Origin of the sequence: Porphyromonas gulae, from assembly GCF_000765945.1 — a bacterium.
Taxonomy (GTDB): Bacteria; Bacteroidota; Bacteroidia; order Bacteroidales; family Porphyromonadaceae; genus Porphyromonas; species Porphyromonas gulae.
Window position 1 is genome coordinate 306,156 of record NZ_JRAT01000012.1, and the last position, 26,579, is coordinate 332,734.

21 protein-coding genes, 2 tRNA genes and 1 pseudogene are annotated in these 26,579 nt (G+C 48.8%); 12 read left to right on the forward strand and 12 right to left on the reverse strand.

What is annotated here, in order from left to right; translation table 11 throughout:
• The first annotated feature begins 4 nt into the window (after window positions 1–4).
• Genes HQ49_RS04830 through HQ49_RS11790 form a run of 3 tightly spaced genes read left to right on the forward strand, consistent with a single transcriptional unit; the run spans window position 5 to window position 1,413 of the window.
• Complete coding sequence (locus HQ49_RS04830; RefSeq protein ID WP_039418714.1) at window positions 5–355, forward strand: nucleotide pyrophosphohydrolase; 351 nt, start codon at window positions 5–7, stop codon at window positions 353–355.
• Window positions 342–1,211, forward strand: a complete 870-nt coding sequence (deoC, locus tag HQ49_RS04835; RefSeq protein WP_039418715.1) for a deoxyribose-phosphate aldolase — start codon at window positions 342–344, stop codon at window positions 1,209–1,211. Before HQ49_RS04830 ends, deoC begins: the two co-directional genes overlap by 14 nt.
• 40 nt (window positions 1,212–1,251) lie before the next feature.
• Window positions 1,252–1,413, forward strand: a complete 162-nt coding sequence (locus HQ49_RS11790) for a hypothetical protein (RefSeq protein ID WP_162832556.1) — start codon at window positions 1,252–1,254, stop codon at window positions 1,411–1,413.
• A 108-nt stretch (window positions 1,414–1,521) separates the two neighbouring features.
• Here the strand turns inward: HQ49_RS11790 and HQ49_RS04840 are convergent, their stop codons facing one another.
• The 7 genes from HQ49_RS04840 to HQ49_RS04870 form a co-directional block, all read right to left on the reverse strand.
• Window positions 1,522–2,496, reverse strand: a complete 975-nt coding sequence (locus HQ49_RS04840) for a polyprenyl synthetase family protein (protein ID WP_039418718.1) — start codon at window positions 2,494–2,496, stop codon at window positions 1,522–1,524.
• 57 nt (window positions 2,497–2,553) lie between these two features.
• Window positions 2,554–3,192, reverse strand: a complete 639-nt coding sequence (locus HQ49_RS04845; protein WP_039418720.1) for a WbqC family protein — start codon at window positions 3,190–3,192, stop codon at window positions 2,554–2,556.
• Between the two features lie 20 nt (window positions 3,193–3,212).
• Window positions 3,213–3,839: a signal peptidase I gene (gene lepB, locus HQ49_RS04850; RefSeq protein WP_039418722.1), complete on the reverse strand. Its 627-nt coding sequence runs from the start codon at window positions 3,837–3,839 to the stop codon at window positions 3,213–3,215.
• Window positions 3,829–5,229 (reverse strand): signal peptidase I, encoded by a 1,401-nt coding sequence (lepB, locus tag HQ49_RS04855; RefSeq protein ID WP_039418724.1) that lies wholly within the window; start codon window positions 5,227–5,229, stop codon window positions 3,829–3,831. Before lepB (HQ49_RS04855) ends, lepB (HQ49_RS04850) begins: the two co-directional genes overlap by 11 nt.
• Before the next feature lie 17 nt (window positions 5,230–5,246).
• Complete coding sequence (gene dapB / locus HQ49_RS04860) at window positions 5,247–5,963, reverse strand: 4-hydroxy-tetrahydrodipicolinate reductase (protein ID WP_018964658.1); 717 nt, start codon at window positions 5,961–5,963, stop codon at window positions 5,247–5,249.
• A 60-nt stretch (window positions 5,964–6,023) separates the two neighbouring features.
• Entirely contained in the window at window positions 6,024–7,367 is a 1,344-nt protein-coding gene (locus tag HQ49_RS04865; RefSeq protein ID WP_080734093.1) for a deoxyguanosinetriphosphate triphosphohydrolase family protein, read from the reverse strand.
• A 144-nt stretch (window positions 7,368–7,511) separates the two neighbouring features.
• Entirely contained in the window at window positions 7,512–8,504 is a 993-nt protein-coding gene (locus tag HQ49_RS04870) for a YeiH family protein (RefSeq protein ID WP_018964656.1), read from the reverse strand.
• Between the two features lie 510 nt (window positions 8,505–9,014).
• On the opposite strand from HQ49_RS04870, the gene HQ49_RS04875 reads away from it, so the two are divergent.
• From HQ49_RS04875 to HQ49_RS04915, 9 genes and pseudogenes are all read left to right on the forward strand, one after another.
• Complete coding sequence (locus tag HQ49_RS04875; RefSeq protein ID WP_039418726.1) at window positions 9,015–9,374, forward strand: hypothetical protein; 360 nt, start codon at window positions 9,015–9,017, stop codon at window positions 9,372–9,374.
• 310 nt (window positions 9,375–9,684) lie between these two features.
• Window positions 9,685–12,186 (forward strand): TonB-dependent receptor, encoded by a 2,502-nt coding sequence (locus HQ49_RS04885; protein WP_039418728.1) that lies wholly within the window; start codon window positions 9,685–9,687, stop codon window positions 12,184–12,186.
• 538 nt (window positions 12,187–12,724) lie between these two features.
• The gene (recO, locus tag HQ49_RS04890; protein WP_039418729.1) at window positions 12,725–13,462 is read left to right on the forward strand and encodes a DNA repair protein RecO; all 738 of its coding nucleotides are present in this window, start codon (window positions 12,725–12,727) and stop codon (window positions 13,460–13,462) included.
• A gap of 72 nt (window positions 13,463–13,534) precedes the next feature.
• Window positions 13,535–15,283 carry a phospho-sugar mutase gene (locus HQ49_RS04895; RefSeq protein WP_039418731.1) on the forward strand — a complete coding sequence of 583 codons (1,749 nt, stop codon included), beginning with the start codon at window positions 13,535–13,537 and terminating at the stop codon, window positions 15,281–15,283.
• A gap of 393 nt (window positions 15,284–15,676) precedes the next feature.
• Window positions 15,677–17,830, forward strand: coding sequence for a C25 family peptidase propeptide domain-containing protein (locus HQ49_RS12645; RefSeq protein ID WP_080745548.1), 2,154 nt, complete (start codon window positions 15,677–15,679; stop codon window positions 17,828–17,830).
• Window positions 17,829–17,978, forward strand: a pseudogene (locus HQ49_RS12650) (hypothetical protein); the annotation flags it as partial. The gene HQ49_RS12645 and the pseudogene HQ49_RS12650, both read left to right, overlap by 2 nt.
• A gap of 318 nt (window positions 17,979–18,296) precedes the next feature.
• Window positions 18,297–19,979 (forward strand): choice-of-anchor J domain-containing protein, encoded by a 1,683-nt coding sequence (locus HQ49_RS12655; protein ID WP_394331899.1) that lies wholly within the window; start codon window positions 18,297–18,299, stop codon window positions 19,977–19,979.
• A 383-nt stretch (window positions 19,980–20,362) separates the two neighbouring features.
• Window positions 20,363–20,437 (forward strand) — tRNA-Asp (locus tag HQ49_RS04910).
• Window positions 20,438–20,453: 16 nt separating this feature from the next.
• A tRNA-Asp gene (locus HQ49_RS04915) sits at window positions 20,454–20,527 on the forward strand.
• Window positions 20,528–20,790: 263 nt separating this feature from the next.
• Here HQ49_RS04915 and HQ49_RS04925 read toward each other — a convergent pair.
• From HQ49_RS04925 to HQ49_RS12100, 5 genes are all read right to left on the reverse strand, one after another.
• Window positions 20,791–23,124, reverse strand: coding sequence for a family 20 glycosylhydrolase (locus tag HQ49_RS04925; protein ID WP_039418732.1), 2,334 nt, complete (start codon window positions 23,122–23,124; stop codon window positions 20,791–20,793).
• 160 nt (window positions 23,125–23,284) lie between these two features.
• Window positions 23,285–24,565, reverse strand: coding sequence for a serine hydroxymethyltransferase (gene glyA / locus HQ49_RS04930; RefSeq protein WP_039418734.1), 1,281 nt, complete (start codon window positions 24,563–24,565; stop codon window positions 23,285–23,287).
• Window positions 24,566–24,813: 248 nt separating this feature from the next.
• Window positions 24,814–25,884, reverse strand: a complete 1,071-nt coding sequence (locus HQ49_RS04935) for a hypothetical protein (RefSeq protein ID WP_152569139.1) — start codon at window positions 25,882–25,884, stop codon at window positions 24,814–24,816.
• Complete coding sequence (locus tag HQ49_RS04940) at window positions 25,881–26,138, reverse strand: hypothetical protein (RefSeq protein ID WP_018964554.1); 258 nt, start codon at window positions 26,136–26,138, stop codon at window positions 25,881–25,883. Before HQ49_RS04940 ends, HQ49_RS04935 begins: the two co-directional genes overlap by 4 nt.
• Before the next feature lie 212 nt (window positions 26,139–26,350).
• On the reverse strand, window positions 26,351–26,425 hold the full coding sequence (locus HQ49_RS12100; protein ID WP_230587210.1) for a DUF1661 domain-containing protein: 75 nt from the start codon (window positions 26,423–26,425) through the stop codon (window positions 26,351–26,353).
• Window positions 26,426–26,579 lie beyond the last annotated feature (154 nt).

A 26,579-nucleotide genomic window follows, 5' to 3' on the forward strand; every position in this document is an offset into this window, starting at 1 on the left:
AGCCATGTCGGAAATCACACTAAGAGAGGCACAACAACGTGTAGATCAATGGATTAAAACGCTGGGTATCAGATATTTCAACGAGCTAACCAATATGGCTATCCTGACCGAAGAGGTAGGAGAAGTAGCACGTATCATCGCACGGCGGTACGGAGAACAAAGTGAAAAGGAAAGCGACAAGTGCAAGGATTTGGCCGACGAAATGGCTGATGTTCTGTGGGTTCTGCTCTGCCTGGCCAATCAAACCGGCGTGGATCTGACCTCTGCATTCCATAAGAATATCGAGAAGAAAACCGTTAGAGACAAAGAAAGACATCAACAAAATACGAAACTACACAACAATGGCAGCAAATAAATACGAAATGGCCTTCGCTCAGTTCGATTCGGCGGAGTCGGAAGAGAGTATTTCACAGAAAACCGATCAAATAATACGAGATCACTATTCGCGATTCGACACTCCGGAAACGAAAAAATTCCTGCATGGCGTCATCGATCTGACCAGCCTGAACGCCACGGATACGGAGGAGTCCATCACAAAGTTTACCGAGAGCGTCAATGACTTCGAGGACACAGATCCTACGATTCCATCCGTAGCAGCGATCTGCGTATACCCCAACTTCGTCTCCACTGTGAGAGAAACGCTCACAGCCGAAAACGTGAAAGTGGCCAGCGTCAGCGGCTGTTTCCCCGCTTCACAGAGCTTTATCGAAGTTAAGTTGGCCGAAACGGCACTGGCCGTAAGCGATGGAGCAGATGAAATAGACATCGTACTCAATATGGGTAAGTTCCTGAGCGGAGACTACGAAGCAGCAGCTACGGAAATCGAAGAGCAAATAGCAGCAGCAAAGGGAGCTACCGTCAAAGTGATCCTGGAGACAGGTGCATTGAAAACCCCGGAGAATATCCGTCGCGCTACGATTCTCGCGCTCTTCTGCGGTGCCCATTTTGTAAAGACATCCACAGGCAAAGGCTACCCCGGAGCGAGCCTTGAAGCAGCCTATACGATGTGCAAGGTATTGAAACAATACTATGATCTTTTTGGTGAAATACGTGGTATCAAACTGTCCGGAGGTATTCGCACAAGCGAAGATGCTGTGAAATACTACTGTCTGATCGATACACTTTTGGGCAAAGAATGGCTTACGCCGGCATATTTCCGCATAGGAGCCAGCAGCTTGGTGGACGCCCTCCGGCAGGATATTATGGTCTAAATCGGCCTCTAAACGCCACATAATCCAAAAATCAGCACCCATGGCTATAATTCGCAAGAGAAAGACTCAAGAAGAAAAGGAGCGGGAAAATCCGGGCACTTGCCAGACTTTCACCGATATGTACTACCGCTACATCGAACAAGGTGCACGCAACCGCGAGGAAAAGACCAATCCTCTGGTGCAAACGGAGTTACCAAAATAGCCGTAGCAACGTACGACTCTCGAAAACAACACAGAATCAAAAGAAGAGCCGAGCTGCAATCTAGTAATTTGCAGCTCGGCTTTTAAGAAAGAATGAGTACAAGACTTATTATTTCGCTCTTTGTACGATAAAATCAGCCAAAGCAAGCAGCGACTGCAGAGCATCTGAGTCAGGGAAAACAGCCAACTCGGCCTTTGCTTTGTCTACAAACTCAGTCATTTTTCTTTCGGCATAAGCTATGCCACCGTGCTCTATGGCAAAGGAGGTAAGAAGCTGCAAATCCTCTTCCGAGAAAGCTTTTTGGTTCAGGATGGTGAGGCAATGATCCCGCAGTGCAGTCTGTTCGTTCTTGAGAGCAAACAGTAGCGGCAGTGTAATCTTCCCTTCGCGTATATCATTGCCCGTAGGTTTGCCTACATCATTCCGATAGTAATCGAATATGTCGTCTCTAATCTGGAAAGCATAGCCGAGCAACTCCCCTACCCTCTTCACCTTTTCCACAATCTCTACAGGAGCCTGAACGGTAATGGCACCGACCTCGGCACAGGCACTAAAGAGCATGGCCGTTTTCTGTCGGATCACTTGCATATACACGTCTTCGTCTATAATCACATTGTCAGCCGTCTCGAACTGCCTGATTTCACCCTCCGACAAGTCGCGCCCCAACTGAGATATAATCGTGATGATGCGAATATCATTCAGAGCGATGGCGCGCATCAGAGCGGAAGACAGCACGAAGTCCCCCATCAAAACGGTCACACGATTATCGAAAAAAGCATTGAGTGTCGGTACTCCCCGACGCGTAGAAGCCATATCAATGACGTCGTCGTGGATCAGCGTAGCCGTATGGATCATTTCCAGCAGGACAGCCGCTTCGAGAGTCGTCGCATTCGTTTTTCCGGCACAGACGGTAGCGACCAATCCGGTCAGGAGCGGACGGACATGTTTACCGGTAGAGCCGTTCAAGATCTTTATCGCTTTCGTCATCCATTCCGACTGGGAATGAAGCGCGTGCTCGAACGAATGATGAAAATCCTTGACGAATTCGTTGACCGGTGCCTGTATAGCTTCGAGAGTTGTCATAATGGGAGAGGTTGTTATCAATTCAAACAAAGATAGAGATTTTCTTACCCATATTCTTCAACGAATAGACCCCTTCAATATAGATATGGCCAATGGTCCTTCATGAAAAATGAGATCGACAATACTTAGGTTAGGCAGAAATTCCTGCTTATGGGCAAAAGTGCGGTAGTATGTAGGCGGGAAAAAACTTTCATCATCGGGAGCTTGCTTGGGACGAATCGAGTAGCGAAAGTCATTGTGATAGTCCTCCACGTACTCAGAAGTAAACATAATTAACGGCGATATGTCCAGCCATTCAAGGCATACGGAAAGGAGATCCAAATTAAAGTCCCAAAGGAAGGTGTATTTATGCCGGTAAAACCACTCTATTTCAGCCATATAATGGTCAAAAAACGGTGCCGATCCGTAAGAGCTGATAAGTGCATTCAGGTGCAAATGACGCCAGTTGCCATGCTCACTGATGCGAATATCTCTAATCGGTGTCTTGGGAGAGGGAGATTTTTCGACCGGTATGGTCAGCGGCTGCATACCTTCGGGTCCGGCTATGTGGCAACGATTGCGATAGCTTTGCTTCACAAAATTTTCTGCCGTCTCGAAAAGAACACCCTCGGGATGCAACAGCTTCGTGAAGTATTGGATCGGTGGCAGGTAAGCCGTAGAGAGGACGATCGGATCGGAAGGAGAGAGAAGATTCATACGCTCTGCCACTCCCCTATTCAATTTGCGTTCATGACCACTCCCACGATACTCTCTTCGGGCACGATACCGAGATGGCGGGAATCGGGTCCGCTCGCAGGATTGTCCGCCAGAATCCAGTAGTAATTGCGGCGGAAATGGAAGAAAGCCGTTTCGGCACCGTCTCGATAGAGTTTTCCTCGGCGAAAGCTGATGTTCGAACTGCACTCCTCTTCGATCGCTCTGCGGCAGGCAAGTAAAGACAGAGGAGTCAGGCGATAAGTCCTGTCATTCCTCGGAATGATAATTTTATAAGGCTCACGAGGAAGCAAAGAGGTGGGCAACTTCAGTTTTCGACTGTTCGCGACTACCCCACCCTTCGATAGAAAGAGGCTGTCACCGGGCAATCCTATCAGCCGTGCCAGATAGAGTCGCGAGTCCGCTTCGCCATCTTGTCTGTACTTTATGACCAGAACATCTCCCCTGTCCGGCGATGCGATCCGATTGATCCATAGCAGCTTTCCGGACCGGTAGGTCGGGAGCATGGCATCGCTTCGCACACGATAGGTAGTAACAAGGAAGAGACGAATGAGGATGGCCGACAACAAAACGACTGCCGGCAAGCCTATGAAGAAAATTCTGTTCTTATGCCGCGATTTAATCTGCATTGACCGTTCGCATCATTCTACCGAAGCGGATCTTGCCTCCGAAGAGACTCTTCTTGTCCTTGTTCAGGGACAACCAAATGAATACAGGTTTACCTACGATATGATCCTCCGGTACGAATCCCCAGTAGCGACTGTCCGCGGAGTTGTGCCGATTATCCCCCATCATGAAATAATAGTCCATCTTGAAGGTGTAGGAATCGGCCGGACGATCGTTGATGAGAACCGTGCCGTCAGCTTTCTGCACCAGCTTATTTCCTTCGAAATTGCGGATACAACGGCTGTACAGGGCCAGATTCAACGGTGTCAAACGAACCGTCATACCCTTGGCCGGGATCAGGATGGGGCCGTAATTGTCGCGCGTCCATCCTGTTTCATACTCCAGCGGATACAGCGGACCGATAGGAGTAGGCTCCACTACGGCCTTGACGAAAGAAGGCTCCGCACGCAACTTGTCCAGCATCCCTCCCGTCAGTGGCAAATGATAGATGATTTGAGGCTGATTCGAAGCCGAATCAATAAGATTGGAACCGGACGAAGCCGCTAACTCTTCGCTCGAAGCCGCTCGTACATCATCATAGTTGATACCCAGTTCGTCTATCAAGTCTACGCTCATCTCTCTGCTCATCCGCACCAGATAGTTCAGCTGCATATTGCGTGGATTGCGCTGCTGCTTGCCATCTATATAGATCTGATTATCCTTGATGCTCAATTCTTGCCCCGGCATACCCACACAGCGTTTCACGTAGTGGTCGCGCCTGTCCACCGGGCGGTAAACGATCTCCCCGTAGAAGTCCGGATTGCTCCAAAGCTCCTCCCGTCCTACGAGTTTCTTCCACATATAATAATCCGGATTGGGCTGCTTCACGGCCACCGTATCGCCTGCAGGGAAGTTGAACACCACCAAATCTCCCTCCTTGACGTGTCCGAAGCCTTTCAGTCGCTTGTACGGCAAGAGAGGCTTGTCCGAGAACGATTTGCCACCCGTCAGCGGCATCGTATTGTGCGTCAGCGGCACACCAAGCGGCGTCATGGGTGAACGCGGCCCGTACGAGAGCTTGCTCACGAAGAGGTAGTCGCCTATAAGCAAGGTCTTCTCCAGCGAAGAACTCGGAATGGCGAAGTTCTGAAACAGGAAAGCGAAGATAAAGCTAACGGCTACGACACAGTAGATAATGTCTGCCACCCAGCTGCAAATGATCCGAAGCGTCTTGTTTCGGATATTCTTATACCAGCCCCATTTGATAATATGGAAGAAATAGTAATCTACGATCAAAGGCAGAAAAATCAGCCAAAACGGGCCGGCCCATATACAAAAAAGGAGGTAAAGGATGGTGATGGCAACGCCTTTTATACGACGCCATGGCGTCAAATCTTTCCAGTGGAAGGTCATATCGTTATTCTGTTGTGTTATAAGCTGATTAAATCGTTCATCGTCAGAAAGCCTTTGTGCGTGGCAGCATATTCGGCAGCCAGCACGGCACCAAGGGCGAATCCCTCTCGACCGAAAGCTTCGTGGCATATCGTCAGCCGATCCACCTCGGATGTATAGGATATGCTGTGGGTACCGGGCACCTCCCCCTCTCGGATGGAAGTGATCGGCAGCTCGTTCTCCTCCGGCGTCTCCGTCAGTCGCCAAGCATCCAGCGACGGAGAATCGGCTATCAATCCTTCGGCCAGCGTAATAGCCGTTCCGCTCGGAGCGTCCAACTTATGCACATGATGGATTTCCGTCAGGTGAGGACGGTACTGATCGTGCCGGCTCATCAATCGGGCAAACGTACGACTGAGCGAGAAAAAAAGATTGACCCCGATGCTGAAGTTCGAAGCCCAAAAGAGCGTCTTTCCCTCATGTCGGCAGCGTTCTTCCAGTTCGGGCAGATGCTCCGTCCACCCCGTAGTGCCGCACACCACCGGCACAGACTTATCCATGCACTGCGAGCAATTCGCATAGGCGGCATCCGGACGGGTAAATTCGATGGCTACATCGGCCGAACGAAACGCTATCGAATCGAAACGATCTTCCTCTCCGGCATCGATCGTCAGTACCACTTCATGCCCTCGGCTGCATGCAATCCGCTCGATCACATGTCCCATCTTGCCATACCCTATCAGTACTATTTTCATAGGATTTTCTTCTTGGAAAAACGAACCATACCCGGCCGCAAGGGCCAAAGGTACACAGATTTAGCGCAAATTCATTCCCGTGATCTTGCGGTACAGATCCAGTGCGTATATATCGGTCATGCCGGATATATAGTCCAGCGTGCACTGTATCTTGCCGTAGAGGCTCTCCTCCCGTATATTGTACTGCGTACTTACCCGACTGAGCAGCGTCCGGCTATAGGCATGATCAGGGTTGGTGAGGGCCTGCATCATCTTATCTATCAGCGCGCCGAATATCTGATGTCCGGCAAGCTCCACATCCACCACATCGCGCGCCACGTAGATCTTCGAATAGGCCATTCGGGCACAGGCAGCGTAGGCTTCTTTCAACCGTGGTTCCATAGCTCCGACAAGAGTGCCGGAGAAGGTGCCGGACAATATCTCGTCTTCATGATCCAGAAAGACCCGGGTGCATGAATCGACGAGCAGACTGATCACACGCGAACGGAGGTAAGCGATCTGCTCATTGGCATCCGTGATATGATCGAGTACGCCCCGTATATGCCGGAGTTCCTCCTCGGGGCAAAAAGCCAGAAAGAGGCTTTCCGTCTCGGCATAAGTGAGGATACGGAGCTTGTACGCATCCTCTATATCCATGATTTGGTAGCAGATGTCGTCGGCTGCCTCCACCAGATAGACCAGCGGATAGCGAGCGTATTTCACCGGATGCCGGCTTCGGCATAGCATGCCGAGCTCTTCGGCGATCATAAGGAAAGTATCCTCTTCCGTGGCAAAGAATCCGAATTTGCCGGCCTTGCCTGCCATCTCGCTGCTGTATGGATATTTGACGATCGAAGCCACCGTACTGTACGTAAGGGCAAAGCCACCCTTGCGGCGGCCTTCGAACTGATGCGTCAGCAGGCGGAAAGCGTTGGCATTGCCTTCGAAGTGCAGGAAGTCTTCCCAGCGGCCACCTTCCTTGCGGACTGCATCCTCCCATACCCTACCCTTTCCTTCGCGAAAATAGGCCGAAATGGCTCGCTCGCCGCTGTGACCGAAAGGAGGATTGCCCATATCATGTGCCAGACAGGCAGCCGACACAATGGCACTGATGGCCCCCGGCTCCCATGGCAATTCGCCATACCGCGCTTTCAGTCCGCGTGTGATATTATTGCCGAGCGAGCGTCCCACACAGCTCACTTCGAGGCTGTGTGTGAGACGATTGTGTACGAATATATTGCCTGCGAGGGGGAATACCTGTGCCTTGTTTTGCAGCCGGCGAAAAGGAGAAGAAAAGACCATGCGGTCATAATCTCGTTCGAAGTCCGTTCTCTCCCATGGCTGAGCCGATTGTTTCGGTTGGTGGTAGTGCTCCATCCCCACCCTTTTGTCGGAGAGCAATCGCTCCCACTGCATCATAGTCATTGTTCCAATCTGATTCTTATCGAGTTAAAGATAGAAAGATTCGACAGAATGCCGATACTATCCGAAAAAGGAAAGATCCGTCCGCTCCCACGACCGGAAATACTTCCCACAGCTAATACCCGGACGAGAGCCGACTACCTCCTCTCAGATCAGCAAAATGAAGGCAAGAGAGCCGACACTGATCAGTATCCACAGGAACAATCCCTGTAGCAGAGCACGAACGCCCACACTGGCAATCACTTCTTTGGTCAGCGATGCTCCGATGAAAAAGAGGGACAGGGTAAGGCCTTTTCGGGCCAAGGAAGCAACAAAACGCCCGACTTCTGGGAAATATGCCTCCAGCAGATAGGTATTCAGGATAATAGCCCCGATAAAAAAGAGGATGAACAGGGGTACGGGAAAGCGATTGGCTCCTTTCGTCTTATAGACAAAAGAGAATACCAGAGTAAGCGGTACGATCCACAAGGCCCTTGTCAGCTTGATAGTCGTAGCCACCCTGAGTGCTTCTTCTCCATAAGCCGATCCGGCACCCACCACCGAACTCGTATCGTGGATGGCGATGGCAGCCCAAGTGCCGAACTGCTGCTGATCCAGAGCAAGCCAGTGACCTATCGACGGAAAGATAAAGAGTGCAACGGCATTGAGCAGGAAGACGGTACCCAATGCTACGGACATTTCGTGCTCTTCGGCCTTCAATATGGGACCTACTGCCGCGATGGCACTACCGCCGCAGATAGCCGTTCCGGCACTGATCAGAGCGGAAGTATTACGATTCATCTGTAGGATTTTCCGCCCGATGAACCATCCCAACAGAAGGGTGCCGAATACGGAAATTATCGTAAACATCATACCATCGCGACCGGATGCCAACGACTCGCCCAAATTCATACCGAAACCGAGTCCGACTACGGAGTACTGCAATAGCACTTTCGAACCCAATTTGTTCGCCCGTCGGTGCGTGGATCCGAAAATAAGGGCATAGGCCAAGCCCATCAACAGAGCCACAGGAGGCGTAAGCCAGGAAGTGAAAGGATGAAATCTCTCTACCAAACTGCCCAAGAGCGTAAGGATCAAGAACACTACTATGGCAGGATACACTATTCGGGAAATATGCGGTTGCGGGTTGTTCGTATTCATGAATCGAGTATTTTACGGAGTAATTCAGGCACAAAAGTAGGTATTTTGTATCGCCGCTTGGGAAAAAATTCCTCTTCTTTTTTTGACCGCTTGCCATCACCGATCGCTATGCCTTTTTAGCAGCGTTTCCTTCTCTTGGGCAAAAAATATTGTATGTGAAGTGAACCGAACAGCCTTTTCGTTTTTTAATATAGAGCAGAGCACAATCCGACCTCGGCCGTTCTTTCAGAAAAAGCGAACCGCAATCTCAGAAATAATGGAACGAGAATTGGAAAAATCTCACGCCACAAAGTTTTCGTTTTGGTTCGAGAATTTTTCCTTTCCGGCGCCGGAAAAAAATACTTTACGCGCGACTTTTTAAGCCCTCTCAAGTAAGGTATTTTTTTTAACATTCTTGTGCCGAATTATGCATCTGACCATGGTGTAGGATCCTCATCTGTAGGTAATTTGCACCGAACGACCGATTTGTCAGTACATTATGTCTGACAAAACGCGTAATTTTGACTTCAAATGAAAGAAAGATTGAACCGAACCGTACGCTATTTTCTGCCTATACTCTTCGCAGTATATGCCGGCTTGGTCATATCTTTCACTCACGTCCATATCATCAATGGCGTGATCATCGTCCACTCCCACGTACAGTGGGGCGACAACGAAAGCGATCCGCAGGACAATCCACATTCGGATTCGGAATTGATACTGTACAATCAGCTTTCGGCCATATTTACGACTTATTTGGATACGCCGGCCTTAGACTTGGAAGAACCTGTGAGGGCTGTCGGCGTCGTCCCTTTCTTTTGCGACAATCTTATTGCCCTCATTTCGGAGCCAACTCCTTCCAATCATCTCAGGGCTCCTCCCTTAGCCTGATCCATTCTTACCTTATTTCTGACGATCCATTCATTCGGATGGTATCGCACGTGCTCACAATGAGATCCGCTGCATCGGCACACTTGTAGATCTGCCTCTCCACGGCTGATTTATCAAGGGGATTGAATATGCATTCGTAGCCGCGGTGCAAGGGTTTTTCATCCTTCTTAGATACCGATCTTAGTAGGGTAGGGGGTGGAATACTGTAAGCACTCATAACTTCAAAAAACAACTGAAAAAGATCGGAACAGCATACCCATAGAAGACAAAAAGACCGTATCCATATAAAGCTAATCCAACTAATAATAAAATGAAACAACTAAACATTATCAGCTTCATCATTGCTTTCCTATTCTTAGGAATGAGCGCATCGGCTCAGCAATCGGGCGGATCCGTTACAGGTACTGTAGTGGACAAAAGCTCGAAAGAACCTATTGCATACGTACAAGTATTCGTCAAAGGGACAACCCTCGGAACTTCCACGGATGCAAACGGAAACTACTCGATCAAGGGAATCCCTTCGGGCAATCAGACCATCGTAGCCCGACTGATGGGCTACTCCACCTGCGAAGAAAAAGTACATATCGAAAAGGGTGGTTCTCGCCACGTAGACCTCTATCTGACCGAAGAGGTTCTCTCTCTCGATGGGGTAGTGGTATCTGCCAATAGAAACGAGACTTTCCGCCGTCAGGCACCTTCGTTGGTAACAGTGCTGTCGCCGGAACTTTTCGTCAAAACCAACTCTACCAACCTGAGCCAGGGACTTAAGTTCCAGCCCGGTCTGCGCGTGGAGGACAACTGTCAGAACTGCGGTTTCAACCAAGTTCGTATCAACGGACTCGAAGGAGCCTATTCGCAAATTCTTATAGACAGTCATCCTATCTTCAGTTCGCTTGCCGGTGTCTACGGTTTGGAGCAGATGCCTGCCAATATGATCGAACGTGTAGAAGTCATCCGCGGTGGAGGTTCGGCTCTGTTCGGCTCCAATGCCGTGGGAGGCGTTATCAACGTGATTACGAAAGAACCACTTCGCAATTCGGCCGAGATCAGCCATTCTACAATGACGTTCGACCACGCAAAAGGGTGGGGGAGCTTCCAAAATACGACCCAGTTCAACGGTTCTATGCTGACGGAAGATCGCAAAGCCGGTGTCATGGTATTCGGCCAACACAACTACCGTCCCGGACAGGATATAGACGGAGACAGCTTTACCGAACTGCCCAACCTACGCAACCGCTCGCTCGGTTTCCGCTCATACTATAAGACCGGCCTCTACAGCAAAGCGACTCTCGAATATCACAGCATGCAGGAATACCGTCGTGGTGGCGACAGACTGGACAATCCTCCTTTCGAAGCTCAGATAGCGGAATATCTCCAGCACTATATCAATGGCGGAAGTGTCAAATTCGATCAGGGTTTCAGCGGTGGCAAGGATTTCTTCAGCCTGTATGCTTCGGCACAGGACGTTCAGCGTCGTAGCTACTACGGAGGTGGCGACTATACCGAAAATCTGCTGAACGGAGCAGTTCAGAGCGGAAGCACCGAATCAGACGAATACAACGATGCTTTCACGGCTCTTACTTCCTACGGTACCACCAAGGGATTCGACTTGCAAGGAGGAGGTATGTACCGTCATACCTTCGGAGAAAACTGGGACTTCACCGGCGGACTCGAATATATCTACGGCCAACTCGATGACAGAAGTGGCTACAGACCGAACAAAATAGATCAGAACACCTCTACTTTCAGCCAGTACGACCAGCTCGAATATAAGACGGAGAAGTTGAGTGCCCTGATTGGAGCACGTATCGACTATGTTCTCCTCAATCAGGATGGTAAACGCTATATCGATCCGCTCTTCATTTTCAGCCCCAGAGCCAATGTACGATACAATCCCAATAAGGATCTCAGCTTCCGACTCTCATACAGCGAAGGATTCCGCGCTCCTCAGTATTTCGATGAGGATCTGCACGTAGAGTTGGCCGGCGGTACTCCTATCAGCCGTGTCCTTTCCTCCGATCTGAAAGAAGAACGTTCGCGAAGCATCAGTGCCTCTTTCGATTACTACCACAGAGCAGACGAATGGCAATTCAATATCATGGGAGAAGCCTTCGCCACCTTTATCAGCAATCAGTTCAAACCATCCGATAAGGTTGAAACCATGAGCGATGGCAAAGAATGGATCATTCGTACCATCTACAACGACAAGGATGGAGTATCCAAGGTATATGGCGTGAATCTGGAAGGAAGAATCGCCTACAACAAATCGTTCGACCTCCAGCTCGGCGGTACATGGCAGAGAAGCCGCTACGGCAGCATCTACACTGCAGTAGAAGCAGACGAAACGACGGGACAAGCCGAGATCTCTGTAAAAGACTATGTACGTACTCCGAATCTGTACGGCTACTTCGTCGCTACGGTACGTCCTACGGAGCACTTCGCCATCAACCTCTCCGGTACATTCACAGGCAAAATGGATGTCGTACACGAAGCCTACGAAGGCGATATTCCCGCAGAACATATAGCTCCGGACGGATCATTCGACTTCGAAATGAATGGTCAGCAATTCAAAGGTTTGGCCGAAGGTCATGCCAAGCTCGTCAAGACTCCGGCCTTCGCCGATATAGACCTCAAGCTGAGCCACGACTTCCACCTTGCTTCCACCATGACCTTGGAATTGAATGCCGGAATACAAAACATATTCAACAGCTATCAGAAGGACACGGACAAGGGACCGGGTAGAGCTTCCACCTACGTATACGGTCCTATGCAGCCCAGAAGGATTTTCATCGGCACAAAGATCAATTTCTGATCCCACAGCATAGCTACTATTCTATATCTATGAGGAGATCGGTTGCTTCACCTTTCAACAGGCGGGCAACCGGTTTTCTTTTTATTATATATTCCTTTTTGAAAAAGAAAAATATATAGGAAGAAGAATGTCGGTTGAAACTGTTGATAAGGCTCGTAATGAGCCATAGAGTAGGGTAGGGGATCAACAGATTTGGAGTAGATACCGATAGCTTACTAACAGGTTATTCACTTCGTTGAATGCTGATAGCTAATGAGTTCCTATCGTAATGTGGAAAACTTTTGTTTCTACGGTCGATTCGGTCTGTTCGTTTTCGTGCCGAACTGTGGATAATCCTTGGCAAAAGTTGATGAGAATTTGCTGCTTACTTTTTTGTCTTGGCAGAAGAATAATTCTATATGAATATTCTTTCGGATCGAGCAAGAGAATAAGCAGGTTTTTATCAGCGAATTTTCAACAGGTTTGTCGACAGTCTATGTGGAAAACGATTGTTTCGGACGACTGAATAGGCGATATTTGTATCCACGTTCGGTTAGTCATGATTATAGTCAGCAGAGCGATAGTTCTTCACAATACGGCTTATAACGACAGCTATAGTATAGCCCATCTTTTCAGTAGAGAGAGTGGCAGAGTGTCCTATCTGATACCACGCTCATCCAAGCGAGGGAAAGGTGGCTGTAGTTTGCGTTTGCTTATTTCTCCTCTGAACGAACTGGAGATAACGGCCGAACATAAGCCGCACCGCGATTTGCACTTCATCAAAGAAGCCAAGCTATGCAGTTCGCGTGGCCGTATTCAGTCCGATCCGGTAAGGAATAGTATAGCACTCTTTCTGACAGAATTTCTTTATCTGATCTTACGACTGCCGGAAGCCGATACGAATCTGTATGATTTTGTGGCTTCTTCCATAGACAAGCTCGAAGAAATGGATGGGTCGATGGCCAATTTTCATTTGGCTTTCCTTTTTCGTTTGCTTGTTCCGTTGGGGCTGATACCCGATTTACAGTTCAAAGGAAGTGTTATTCCTCGTTGGTTCGATCCTGCCGATGGTCGCTTCGTATCGAATGCTCCTGCTCATGGAAGAGGAATCCCACCCCATCAATCGACATATTTACAGCTCTTTAGCCGTATTACATTCGATAATATGAAAGCTTTTCGGCTTTCGAGGGCCGAGCGAAGACAGGTTTTGGATTATCTGGTGGATTACTATCGCTTTCATCTTCCGCCTTTCCCTCTGCTGAAGACGCCCGACATTCTTTCGGCTTTGTTCGATTGACTGTTTCATTTCTAACCTGGAAACAGTACGGAAAACTTATCTTTGTGCGTATCGCAGAAACACAAAATACTTATGGAAACAGACAAATTATTGGATCAAGTGCGTACCAAAGCCCGAATTTGGCTCGGAACAGAATATGACGACTCCACTCGAAAATCCGTTCAGGCCATGTTGGATAATGCGGATACGACCGAACTCGTGGATGCATTTTACCGAGATTTGGAGTTTGGTACCGGCGGACTCCGCGGTATCATGGGAGCCGGAACCAATCGTATGAATCGCTATACGGTAGGTGCGGCTACTCAAGGACTCTCCAACTACCTCTTGCGCGAGTTTGCCGGCTCTTCGGACATCAATGTCGTTATCGGCTACGACTGTCGGAACAATAGCCGCTTTTTTGCCGATACGGCAGCGGCTGTATTCTCGGCCAACGGTATCGGGGTCTATCTGTTTGAGGAGCTTCGTCCTACGCCGGAAATATCTTACGCTATTCGTCGTCTGGGATGTAAGAGCGGTGTGATGATTACAGCTTCGCACAATCCTAAGGAATATAACGGCTATAAGGCTTATTGGGAAGATGGGGCACAGATCATAGCCCCACACGATCGTAATATCATTGCCGAGGTCAATCGGATTCGTTCCGTCGATGAGATCAAATTCGAAGCCAAGCCCGAACTGATTCGGATGATAGGTGAGAATATCGATTCGGCTTTTATAACCGAAATCAAGGCACTGAGTCTCTCTCCCGAAAGCATTGCCCGTCATCGGGACATGAAGATCGTATATACTCCTATCCATGGTACGGGAAGTACGATGGTACCCCGTGCTTTGCGTGAATATGGTTTTACCAATATCATTCACGTACCCGAACAGGATGTAGTAAGCGGAGACTTCCCTACAGTACATTCTCCCAATCCCGAAGAGCCTGCAGCTCTCGCCATGGCTATAGCCAAAGCGGAGGAGACGGGTGCCGATTTGGTTTTGGCCAGCGATCCCGATGCAGACAGAATAGGAGTTGCCGTGCGTAATAATGAGGGCAGGATGGTGCTCATCAACGGCAATGAGATCTGTTCTCTGCTTATCTATTATTCCATCATGCGCCGCAAGGAATTGGGCGATTTGCGTCCCGATGATTATATTGTCAAGACAATCGTAACCACGGAATTGATCCGCGATATAGCGAAAAAGGAACACGTGAGCATGTTCGACTGCTATACAGGTTTCAAATGGATAGCAGCCGTAATAAGAGAGAATGAAGGTCGCCGCCGCTACATAGGAGGTGGAGAGGAGAGTTATGGCTTCTTGTGGGAAGACTTTATCCGGGACAAGAGTTCGGTATCCGCTTGTGCACTCTTCTGTGAGATGGCGGCTTGGGCTTTGGATCGGGGTATGAGTGTCTATCGACTCATTCGCAGCATCTATCTGGAATACGGTCTTTACTACGAAAAGGGACTTAGTGTAGTGCGTAAAGGTAAATCCGGAGCAGAAGAGATAGAAGCCATGATGAGAAATTATCGTGAATATGCACCTGTAGAACTCGGAGGCTCCCCCGTGAAGGAAACATTGGACTATGCTTCTCTCGAAGGAAAAGACTTGACAAGTGGAGAGAAGTTTTCACTCGATATGCCTACAACGAGCAATGTGCTCCAGTACAAGACCGAGGATGGCACCAAGGTTTCCATCCGTCCGTCGGGTACTGAACCGAAGATCAAATTTTACATCGGAGTTCATTTCTCTGTTGCTGACGAGCAGGAATTAGACCGAGCCTATACGATAGCGGAAGAAAAGATTGCCGCCATCCTCCACGATCTCGGTGTCTGATCTGCTTTTTCGGCTATAGATTAAGATTGAATCAAGGGCTGTGCCACAGGGGACTCTCCCCTTCGGCACAGCCCTTAGTCTATGATAAGCACTGAACATACTCGTTGGGCTCCAAAGTCATATCGGAAAGAAGTGCTGACTTTTCAATACAAAAATAAATAGTGCTCCTATGGCAGAAGAATGTAAAGCGAATATTGAATTAAGTTCTCCTCGTGTCATTATTTTTCGATATAAATTAATCATATTGTAATTGAATTTACAGGAAAAGCGTATATATTTGCGACTGCGGTATTTTTTCCGGATTTTCTGCGGTTCTTGTCTTCCAAGAAGACTTTATAATACATAAAAACGGAAAGTATACCACGCAATAAAATCATATTTAATTTTATCAAAATGAAAAAGTTGAACAAGTTTGTTTCGATTGCTCTTTGCTCTTCCCTCTTAGGAGGAATGGCATTTGCGCAGGAGGCAGAGTTGGGACGCAATCCGAATGTGAGATTGCTCGAATCCGCTCAGCAATCGGTGACAAAGGTTCAGTTCCGTATGGACAACCTCAAGTTCACCGAAGTTCAAACTCCCAAGGGAATGGCACAAGTGCCGACCTATACCGAGGGGGTTAATCTTTCTGAAAAAGGGATGCCTACGCTTCCCATTCTATCACGCTCTTTGGCGGTTTCAGACACTCGTGAGATGAAAGTGGAGGTAATATCCTCTAAGTTCATCGAAAAGAAAAATGTCCTGATTGCTCCCTCCAAGGGAATGATTATGCGTAACGAGGACCCGAATAAAATCCCTTACGTTTATGGAAAGAGCTACTCGCAAGACAAATTCTTCCCGGGAGAGATTGCCACGCTCGATGATCCTTTTATCGTTCGTGATGTACGTGGTCAGGTAGTGACCTTTGCTCCCCTGCAGTACAATCCTGTGACAAAGACTCTCAGGATCTACACGGAAATCACTGTAGCTGTGAGCGAAACCGCTCAGCCGGGTAAGAACGCCCTGAAAGCGAAAGGGACATTTGCCGGTTTTGAAGACACATACAAACGCTTGTTCATGAACTATGAGCCGGGGCGTTATACTCCTTTGGAGGAAAAACAAGACGGCCGTATGATTGTCATCGTCCCTCAAGAGTTCAAAGATGACATCAATGACTTTGTTGCATGGAAGAACCAACGTGGTCTCCGTACCGAAGTGAAAGTGGCAGAAGAGATTGCTTCTCCCGTTACGGCTAACGCTGTAAGAGCTTTTGTCAAGGCCGAATATGAAAAACCTGGTAATGATCTGATGTATGTGCTTCTTATCGGAGATAACAAGCATATCCCGGCAGCACAAGGCGCCGGTGGAAAATCCGATCAGGTATTTGGTCAGATTGTAGGTAATGACCACTACAACGAAATATTTATCGGTCGCTTCTCTTGCGAAAGCAAAGCCGATCTGAAGACACAAATCGATCGTACGATACACTACGAGCGTGATGTCAAAGCCAACGAAGCTTGGTTGGGACGCGCATTGTGTATAGCCTCTTCAGACGGTGGATCTTTCGCAGACAATGGAGAAACTGATATCCAGCATGAGACCGTGATTGCCAATTTGCTCGAAAGCTATGGTTACACGTACATCTCAAAACGGTTTGGAGATTATAACGTTAATGCAAATCATATTATTAGCGATTTTAATAGCGGTATATGTACCACAAACTATACGGGACATGGAAGCGACACTGCTTGGGGTACTTCCGGCTTCAATACTACTCATATGAAACAGCTTGCCAACTACAACCAACTTCCGTATGTTTTTGACGTAGCTTGTGTCAATGGTAATTTCCTTGCTTCCGCTCCTTGTTTCGCAGAAGGATTGATGCGCGCACAAAAAGATAACAAGCCTACCGGGGCTATTGCAATCATCGCATCTACCATCAACCAGCCTTGGAACCCACCCATGCGTGGACAAGATGAAATGAACGAAATCCTTTGCGAGAAGCACACAAATAACATCAAGCGGACATTCGGCGGTATTACAACTAATGGTATCTTCGGTATGCTTGAAAAATACAAAGCTTCAGCATTTGCTACAGCAGACACTTGGACCGTATTCGGAGATCCTTCATTGCTTGTTCGCACTCTTACTCCCAAGACCATGACCGTTACAGCTCCTGCTCAAATCAATCTGACAGATGCTTCAGTCAATGTTTCTTGCGATTTCAATGGTGCTATTGCTACGATTTCAGCCAATGGGAAGATGTTCGGTTCTGCAGTTGTCGAAAATGGAACAGCTACGATCAACCTTGCAGGATTGACAAATGAAAGCACTGTTACCCTTACAGTGGTCGGTTACAACAAAGAGACCGTTGTTAAGGCTATCAGCATTAATGGTGAGCCCAGCCCCTACGAGCCAGTATCGAACTTGTCTGCAACTGTAGAAGGACAGAAAGTGACACTCAAATGGGAAGCTCCTGCTGCCGGCAATCGTGCAGAAGTAGTGAACGAAGGCACAGGATGCCGCATGGGCAGGAGAACACTATGCTGTTTATGCATCTTCTACGGGTAATGATGCAGCGAACTTCACGAACGCTTTGTTGGAAGAGACGCTGACAGCTAAGTCTGTAGTAACTTCACCTGAAGCTATTCGGGGTACTCGTGCACAGGGGACTTGGTACCAAAAGACTGTACAGTTGCCAGCGGGCACCAAGTATGTTGCTTTCCGTCACTTCAACTGTACGGACTTCTTCTGGCTCAATCTGGATGATGTAGTCATCAGTGGAAGCGGAACGACTCCTACACCTCCCGCGGATTACACTTATACGATATATCGCGATGGCACGAAGATCAAGGAGGGTCTGACGGCAACTACATTCGAAGAAGACGGCGTAGCTGCGGGCAACCATGAGTATTGCGTGGAGGTTAAGTACCAGGCGGGCGTATCTCCGAAGGTATGTAAGGATGTTACGATAAATGGTGGCAACGAATTTGCTCCTGTACAGAATCTGACGGGTAGTGCTGATGGACAGAAGGTAATGCTCAAGTGGGATGCTCCGAATGGCACACCGAACCCCAATCCGAACCCGAACCCGAATCCGGAATCCGGTCTGACAGAATCCTTTGATGCCGGTATTCCTGCCACATGGACACTGATCGATGCCGATGGCGACGGTCATGGTTGGAAGCACGGAAAAGCACCGGGAATTGCGGGTTACAACAGCAATGNCGGTATTCCTGCCACATGGACACTGATCGATGCCGATGGCGACGGTCATGGTTGGAAGCACGGAAAAGCACCGGGAATTGCGGGTTACAACAGCAATGGTTGTGTATATTCAGAGTCATTCGGTCTTGGAGGAATAGGAGTTCTTACCCCTGACAACTATTTGATAACGCCGGCATTAAATCTGCCTAACGGAGGAAAGTTGACTTTTTGGGTNGGTACTAAGTATGTTGCCTTCCGTCACTTCCAGAGCACAGATATGTTCTATATCGACATTGATGAGGTTGAGATCAAGGCCAATGCCAAGCGCGCCGAATTGCTTAACGAAGACTTCGAAGAAGGTTCTATTCCGGCGGGATGGACTGTTTTGGATGCCGATTCCGACGGGAACAATTGGGGCGTAGAGTTAAACCAATTTACCGGCAGAGATCGGGAAGCCCTTGCCCCGTTACGAGCGAGCAACGTAGCCATATCTTATTCTTCATTGCCTCAGCCGGGAGGAGGATATGTGGCTCTTACACCTGATAATTATCTGATCACTCCGAAAGTGGAAGGAGCTCAAAAGATCAGCTATAAAGTCGGTTCGAAGGGTAATCAGGATTGGAGTCATGATCATTACGCTTTGTGCATCTCCAAGACAGGAACGGCAGCATCTGACTTTGAAATAATTTTCGAAGAAACGATGGTGTACTCACAAGGTGGAGCCAACTTTACAAGAGAAAAAGATCTACCTGATGGCACTAAATATGTGGCATTCCGACACTATAATTGCACGGATGTTCTTGCTATAGTGATTGACGATGTCGTGATCACCGGCGANAAAGATCTACCTGATGGCACTAAATATGTGGCATTCCGACACTATAATTGCACGGATGTTCTTGCTATAGTGATTGACGATGTCGTGATCACCGGCGATGGAGGCTCCTCAGCCGATTATACCTATACGGTTTATCGTGACGGCACTAAGATCAAGGAGGGTCTGACGGCAACTACATTTGAAGAAGAGGGCGTAGCTGCGGGCAATCATGAGTATTGCGTGGAGGTGAAGTATGCAGCAGGTGTATCACCCAAGAAGTGTGTAAACGTAACAGTTGATCCACAGCAGTTGAATCCTGTACAGAATCTGACTGCAGAGCAGGCNAACTACCTGATTACGCCGGAGCTTTCTCTGCCGAGCGGAGGTACTCTTACTTTCTGGGTATGTGCACAGGATGCCGCATGGGCAGGAGAACACTATGCCGTTTACGCGTCTTCCACGGGTAATGATGCAGCGAACTTCACGAACGCTTTGTTGGAAGAGACGCTGACGGCCAAGTCTGTAGTAACTTCACCTGAAGCTATTCGGGGTACCCGTGCACAGGGTACTTGGTACCAAAAGACTGTACAGTTGCCAGCGGGCACCAAGTATGTNCGGTCGTCGTCTGGCAGCGGGTCGCAACACGGTTGTTTACACGGCTCAGGGCGGCTCCTATGCAGTTATGGTGGTTGTTGATGGCAAGTCTTACGTAGAGAAACTCGCTGTCAAGTAATAAACGCTCTCTAAGTTCGGAGACATTCTGCAGAGAAGCTTTTAAGATGAATCTGTAACTGTCTCGGAGTACGAATCGGTCGCCCGACTTCCTTTTTAGGAGGTCGGGCGACTTCGTTTTNATATTCTGCAGAGAAGCTTTTAAGATGAATCTGTAACTGTCTCGGAGTACGAATCGGTCGCCCGACTTCCTTTTTAGGAGGTCGGGCGACTTCGTTTTGACTCATTATCCGATGCACCTACGCAATAATTTACCACACAAAAGTTGTACGGAAAGATTATCTTATTATCTTTGCACTGCAAAAAGGGAGTTTCCTGAGGTTTTTCCCTGAGTAGTACAGTAAGAACGGTGTGGTAGTTCAGCTGGTTAGAATACCTGCCTGTCACGCAGGGGGTCGCGGGTTCGAGTCCCGTCCNCCTGAGTAGTACAGTAAGAACGGTGTGGTAGTTCAGCTGGTTAGAATACCTGCCTGTCACGCAGGGGGTCGCGGGTTCGAGTCCCGTCCATACCGCTAAAACGAGGAGTTGTGTTGAAATAGTTTTTCGGCACAACTCCATTTTTTGTATGTTATCGTAGCATCGGAAAATATAATTGCCGAATGAAATCTTTCTACATTGAAGAAAGAGGCAGTGCTTCAGTTTTTTCAGATCAAAGAAAAGACGCCCGGCGGATCCATAACGATCCGCCGGGCGACCTTGTAATTGTGGAGAGTTCAGACTTTGTCGTCTTTTTCAATAGAAAGGCTGCCGTCTTTAATCACCAATGTGAAGAGGCTTATTGAAAGAGCATGTCAGCCGAGATCGGCTTGAACTTTTCTTCTCCCTTGAGCCGTATCATTACCCTGCTGTAGTTCCAATAGGTGGGCCAGCCCCCTTGTATAGCTCCGACCCAGATCGTCTTGATCGGATGGTAGCCTTTCTGAAGGGCACGACTGCTATTGCGACGAGACGTTTTCTTCACTTCGCCCACATTGTCGATCAGCTTCACATTATCGATCCAAAACTCGTTGTTTTCCGTGGAGAACTCATAGACGCCATCCTCCGGAATAAATACATAGCCGGTAGCCTCCACAGCTCTGCGCACCAGTACCGCCGGATCGGTTATCTTCTCTTTCCCGTGCATGATTTCTTCCAAAGAGCTAACAGTGCCTACTTCCCAAGAAGCGACCTGCTGCAGGTCGGGCACATCATAGAAGTCGCCGTAAGCAGTACGAAGCGTGAGCCCGGGTTTGGGTGCCGGTACCTCCACTGACATATGGAAAGGCTGTTTCTCTACACGAATGCTGCGTACAGGGCTCATCTTTCCACCGGCAGTGACGGTACGAATCTTCAGAAGACCCGTTTGTGCAAATTCAAGAGGAACCGTGTAAGGGGTCGATGTCAGGGTCGGTTCGGTTTCGTCCAGCGTATAGACCATTTTCATCGGACGTGATGTCGTGAAAGTCAGCTTAGCCTTGTCTGTAAAGGCTATAAAGTCGGACGAACCACCCGGTTGTTCGGGCAATGGAATGTGATAATTGATACCGTGCATATCGAGACGGACGCAGGCATTGTCCAAACGGCGACAGAAATCGGCAAAATCTTTCTTGGCCAGCGGTGTCCACGTAAGCTCTGCCAGAGCCAGCAGCCTTGGATAGGCCTGGTACTCGTATTGCTCGGAAGTATAGAGGTATTCTGCCCACAGATTGGCCTGCGCTCCAAGTACGTACTTGTGCTTATCGGCCGGCAATTCCTTCGGCAAAGGATTGTAGGCATACACATGCTCCAATGGCGCATAACCTCCGATAGCCAAAGGCTCCACACCGGGACTTCCCTGGTAGTGATCCAAGTAGAGACCACCGCTACCCGGCGTCATGATCACATCGTGGTTCATATTGGCCGCCACGATGCCACCATCCTCTCCACGCCAACTCATCACTGTAGCGGTGGGAGCCAGTCCGCCTTCGAGGATTTCGTCCCAACCGATGAGTCTCTTACCGTGCTTCTGCAGAATCTTTTCAGCCCGTTTGATGAAATAGCTTTGCAGCTCGTGTTCGTCTTTCAGTCCGTTTTCGCGGATGCGCTTCTGACAGAGCGGGCAAGCCTTCCAGCGATCTTTGGGACATTCGTCCCCTCCGATATGGAAGTATGTACCGGGGAAGAGAGGTGCCACTTCGTCGATAATATCAGAGATAAAACTGAAGACGCTATCCTTGCCGGCACAATAAACATCCTGCTCCACTCCCCAAATGATTCGGGGCTTAAACTCGCGCGGGAAGCAAGCCAACTGCGGATAAGCCGCAAGGGCAGCCATGGCATGTCCGGGCATTTCGATCTCCGGAACCACCGTGATGAAACGATCCGATGCGTATTGTACAATATCCCGTACCTGCTCCTGCGTATAGAAGCCCGAGTACTGCGTACCGTCCCCTTCCGTTCTTGTAGCCCCCACTTCGGTCAGTCGGGGGTATTTCTTGATTTCGATACGCCATGCCTGATCCTCTGTCAGGTGCCAATGGAAACGATTGATCTTGAACATGGCCATGATGTCGATGTGCTTCTTGATGTCGTCCACCGAAAGGAAATGACGGCATACGTCCAACATAAAGCCACGGTAGCCGAATGCCGGTTCGTCCTTGATCTCGACACCGGGTATCACCATCGGGAGCAGTACCTCCTTAGAAGACTCTACTTCGGCAGGGAGGAGCTGCAACAAAGTCTGCATACCATAGAAAGCTCCGTGAGAAGACTTGCCGAGGATGGTGACTCCACGCTTATCGGACCGGAGCGTATAGCCTTCTTCTTTAAGGGGAAGAGTCGAATCGATGCCGATGTAGATAGCGTTTTCGGAAGGCTCCTCGCCTACCTCTATATCGAGAGAAAGATCGGCAGAGGCCTTCAGCTTGTCGGCAAGAAATTTGGCGATGGGCTTCAGCTCCTCGTTAGAGACGCGGATCGTAGTCTTATTATCGACCGTAAAGCTTTCGTCCGATTCGGTCAGCTCCATCGGCAAGGGAATGATGTTTATACCCTTGTCATATTCGGGGATTTCCACCTGCTTGGCTTTCTGCGAGCAGGCCAGAAGGGAAAGGAGGCAGCAAATGCATGCTCCGATAGTCAGTCGTTTCATTGTCAGGTATGAATTAGTAATCAAACAATAAAAGCACGTAAGTGAGAGCGCGCCGGTTACTACCGACACCACACACACTTGCGTGCTTTCCAGAATATCAGAAAGAACTGTCGCCTATCCTCTTATGAGGAGGACAGGCAGATAGCGCTCTTGGGATTTCTTACCAAGCAAAGAGAGGATAATCGGCCATCATCCGGTTGACTTCGGCACGAACCGATGCAATTACCGCTTCGTCCTCCGGTGCAGAGAGCACTCGGTCGATCAGCTCCACGATATAGCCCATCTTGTCTTCTTTTACGCCACGAGTGGTGATGGCCGGAGTACCCACGCGGAAGCCCGATGTCTGGAATGCAGAGCGAGAATCGAACGGTACCATGTTCTTATTCACGGTAATATCCGCTGCCACGAGGGCTTTCTCTGCCACCTTACCCGTCAGTTCGGGGAACTTCGGACGAAGATCGATCAGCATACTGTGGTTGTCCGTACCACCGGAAATCACTTTATAGCCCTTGTCCATGAAAGCCTGTGCCAGGATGGCAGCATTCTTTTTCACCTGCGTCTGGTATTCCTTGAACGAAGGATCCAGTGCTTCTCCGAAAGCTACAGCCTTAGCAGCGATAACGTGCTCGAGCGGACCGCCCTGTACACCGGGGAATACGGCAGAGTCGAGGAGTGCACTCATCTTCTTGATCTCGCCCTTCGGAGTTTTCTTGCCCCAAGGATTGTCGAAGTCCTTGCCCATGAGGATGATACCGCCACGAGGGCCTCGCAGTGTCTTGTGAGTCGTAGAAGTAACGATATGAGCATACTTCACGGGGTTCTCCAGCAGACCGGCAGCGATCAGACCGGCAGGGTGTGCCATGTCGATCATCAGCAGGGCACCTACCTTGTCGGCGATCTCACGCATACGCTTGTAGTCCCACTCACGAGAGTAGGCCGAACCGCCACCGATGATCAGCTTGGGTTTGTGCTCGATGGCCATTTTCTCCATGTGGTCGTAGTCCACCATTCCCGTCTCCTCGCTCAGGTTGTAGCCGATGGGACGGTAGAGGATACCCGAGCTATTGACGAGTGAGCCGTGCGACAGGTGGCCGCCGTGTTCGAGGTTCAGCCCCATGAACGTATCGCCTGCTTCGAGGCAAGCCAGCAGAACGGCCATATTGGCCTGTGCTCCGGAGTGGGGCTGTACGTTGGCCCATTCGGCTCCGTAGAGTTGTTTGATACGGTCGATGGCGATTTGCTCGCTTTGGTCTACCACTTCGCAACCTCCGTAGTAGCGTTTGCCGGGATAACCTTCGGCATACTTATTGGTCATGCAGCTACCCATAGCCTGCATAACTTGTTCGCTTACGAAGTTTTCCGATGCGATCAGCTCGATGCCTTTGAGCTGGCGCTGCTGTTCTTTTTCGATCAGGTCGAAAATAACGCTGTCTTTTTTCATTTCTTATTTTGAAGATATTGATGTCCGAGGTTCAGGCTTAGTTATGCTGTGTTTCCACACATCGGCACAAAGGTAACTATAATGTTCAATGACAAAAAGGTACGGGATAATATGACGAGATCGTCCCAAAGGCTTTTGAGACTCTCGAGAAGAAAAGCCCTGCAAGGGTCTGTCATCACCTTGCAGGGCCTTATGTATGACCTGACTATTCATCACCGAAGTCATTCTCAGTCTCTCGGCGCAGACTGCTATGGTATACTCACTTTGCCGGTGTGGCGGTTGCCGGAAGCATCGTCTGCACAATAGAGGTAAATGCCGGTGGGAATGGAACTTTTCGGCTCGACGGAGTTCATCCCGACCGTTTCGGCCCGAAAGACGCAGCGAGCCTGCATATCGTACAGCAGAATACGCGAGAAAATCGCTTTATCCCATACAAGCCTGCCGTTTTCGAATCGAACGGATATGCTCCCATCCGAAATAGCCTCATCGATCGAGAAGGGAAAGAAATCGGCCGGGAAGCAGTTCTCAGAGCCGGCAAAAGGTATATTGAAATCCGTACAGTGATACAGCTGTTTTCCATCTTGGAAGAAACACAGCAGGTTCAGATCCCAAATCATGTAATCTCCTAAAGCTACAGGGGCACTGTTGTAGCCGAATCCTCTGTCGCATCCGATACCTTCTATCCAACGCATATCCAGAGGGAAAGAATCAAAATAAAAAACACGTCTCCACCGCTCGCCTATCCATTCGTAGTCGGTACGGAGAAATTTAACACCCAATTGGCCCAAAGCTGCACCCATAGGAACCTGAGGGTTTTGGTCGAAAAAAGCACCATAATACTCATCGGGATTCTCCGGAATATTGAAATCACAATAAACAAACTCGTCATAGCTAACCTGTGGTAAATCGGGATCATAGAAATCACAGAACATCGGGATTACATGGTGGGGGCCTTTGTAGGTTTCAGATAGCCGGAAATAAATCTTTTTATCCTCTTCCCTGAGTCCTCCCCAGAAGTTCTCGGGGCTGTAATCCGGCGTATCGCCTTTGCAGAGATACAACTTGCGATAAACCTTATAGTCGTACCAGAGCGTATCGCCCTTCATAAAGATGGTACTGAATGTATTCTTAGGCTCTTGAGGAGTCCAGATATTGTCATAGCGGCGATTGCTCCAAATGGCCTCACCCGTCGGGAAAGGAATGTACTCATAGGTCTCATCCGTCGGTTTGGGCGGAATCTCTTTGGGTTGCTGCGCCGAAAGAGGCATAAAAGCGATCCAAATTAAGATAAAAATCGCTCCCAATAATTTCGTTTTCATTTTCTCGTTTTTTTAAGTTTTAGTATAGAGCCTTTTTTTGATCGAAATCCCTTGGCAAGCAAAAATGATTTTGCTTCTATATTTACATTACCATTCGTGCCGATAACCACATCGCCTGACTGACCTTCACTTGTAACATTACTACCGATGAAAACGCGATAGCCGGTCCGAGAAAACTCGTCATCGATATTAATATTCCGGATATAAATATCCTCAGGGAAATAATATGGATAATATCCGGGACAGGTGATCATAATCCGGTAACTCGCAGGGACAGAAGTAAAGGAGACTGAATTGAGAGGCGAAATATAATGTTTTCTCTTTCAAAAATCAAACAGAATAGAACTTTTTTGTGTTTGAGCCAAGCATCGTGGGGCGTTTTATTTTTTTGTTGCACTTACAACCGGGAACAACAGTAGTCGTATCGAATCTTTTGCAGGTCTTTCGTCACACGCCATTTTTTTCTCTATTCACACGCCCAAAAGACGTGGTGCGGGAACTTTTTCGTTTTGGTTCGGGAAATAAAAAATTCTCGCGCCAAAACAAAAAAAATCTCGCGCCGTTTTTCCCCGATTTTGGAACCACAATCCGGGCGTTTTTGGCTCGTATTTTTCGAGACTGTAATTTGCAGATGTTGGCCTATCGGCTCAAAGGTGTAGTCTTGCCTTGATGGCGGAAGGTCGGTTCTATCAGAG

Bases quoted from the DNA above. Each gene is read 5' to 3' on its own strand.
- HQ49_RS04830 (WP_039418714.1), top strand. From the start codon at position 5: ATGTCGGAAATCACACTAAGAGAGGCACAACAACGTGTAGATCAATGG.
- deoC (WP_039418715.1), top strand. From the start codon at position 342: ATGGCAGCAAATAAATACGAAATGGCCTTCGCTCAGTTCGATTCGGCG.
- HQ49_RS11790 (WP_162832556.1), top strand. From the start codon at position 1,252: ATGGCTATAATTCGCAAGAGAAAGACTCAAGAAGAAAAGGAGCGGGAA.
- HQ49_RS04840 (WP_039418718.1), bottom strand. From the start codon at position 2,496: ATGACAACTCTCGAAGCTATACAGGCACCGGTCAACGAATTCGTCAAG.
- HQ49_RS04845 (WP_039418720.1), bottom strand. From the start codon at position 3,192: ATGAATCTTCTCTCTCCTTCCGATCCGATCGTCCTCTCTACGGCTTAC.
- lepB (WP_039418722.1), bottom strand. From the start codon at position 3,839: ATGCAGATTAAATCGCGGCATAAGAACAGAATTTTCTTCATAGGCTTG.
- lepB (WP_039418724.1), bottom strand. From the start codon at position 5,229: ATGACCTTCCACTGGAAAGATTTGACGCCATGGCGTCGTATAAAAGGC.
- dapB (WP_018964658.1), bottom strand. From the start codon at position 5,963: ATGAAAATAGTACTGATAGGGTATGGCAAGATGGGACATGTGATCGAG.
- HQ49_RS04865 (WP_080734093.1), bottom strand. From the start codon at position 7,367: ATGACTATGATGCAGTGGGAGCGATTGCTCTCCGACAAAAGGGTGGGG.
- HQ49_RS04870 (WP_018964656.1), bottom strand. From the start codon at position 8,504: ATGAATACGAACAACCCGCAACCGCATATTTCCCGAATAGTGTATCCT.
- HQ49_RS04875 (WP_039418726.1), top strand. From the start codon at position 9,015: ATGAAAGAAAGATTGAACCGAACCGTACGCTATTTTCTGCCTATACTC.
- HQ49_RS04885 (WP_039418728.1), top strand. From the start codon at position 9,685: ATGAAACAACTAAACATTATCAGCTTCATCATTGCTTTCCTATTCTTA.
- recO (WP_039418729.1), top strand. From the start codon at position 12,725: ATGATTATAGTCAGCAGAGCGATAGTTCTTCACAATACGGCTTATAAC.
- HQ49_RS04895 (WP_039418731.1), top strand. From the start codon at position 13,535: ATGGAAACAGACAAATTATTGGATCAAGTGCGTACCAAAGCCCGAATT.
- HQ49_RS12645 (WP_080745548.1), top strand. From the start codon at position 15,677: ATGAAAAAGTTGAACAAGTTTGTTTCGATTGCTCTTTGCTCTTCCCTC.
- HQ49_RS04925 (WP_039418732.1), bottom strand. From the start codon at position 23,124: ATGAAACGACTGACTATCGGAGCATGCATTTGCTGCCTCCTTTCCCTT.
- glyA (WP_039418734.1), bottom strand. From the start codon at position 24,565: ATGAAAAAAGACAGCGTTATTTTCGACCTGATCGAAAAAGAACAGCAG.
- HQ49_RS04935 (WP_152569139.1), bottom strand. From the start codon at position 25,884: ATGAAAACGAAATTATTGGGAGCGATTTTTATCTTAATTTGGATCGCT.
- HQ49_RS04940 (WP_018964554.1), bottom strand. From the start codon at position 26,138: ATGATCACCTGTCCCGGATATTATCCATATTATTTCCCTGAGGATATT.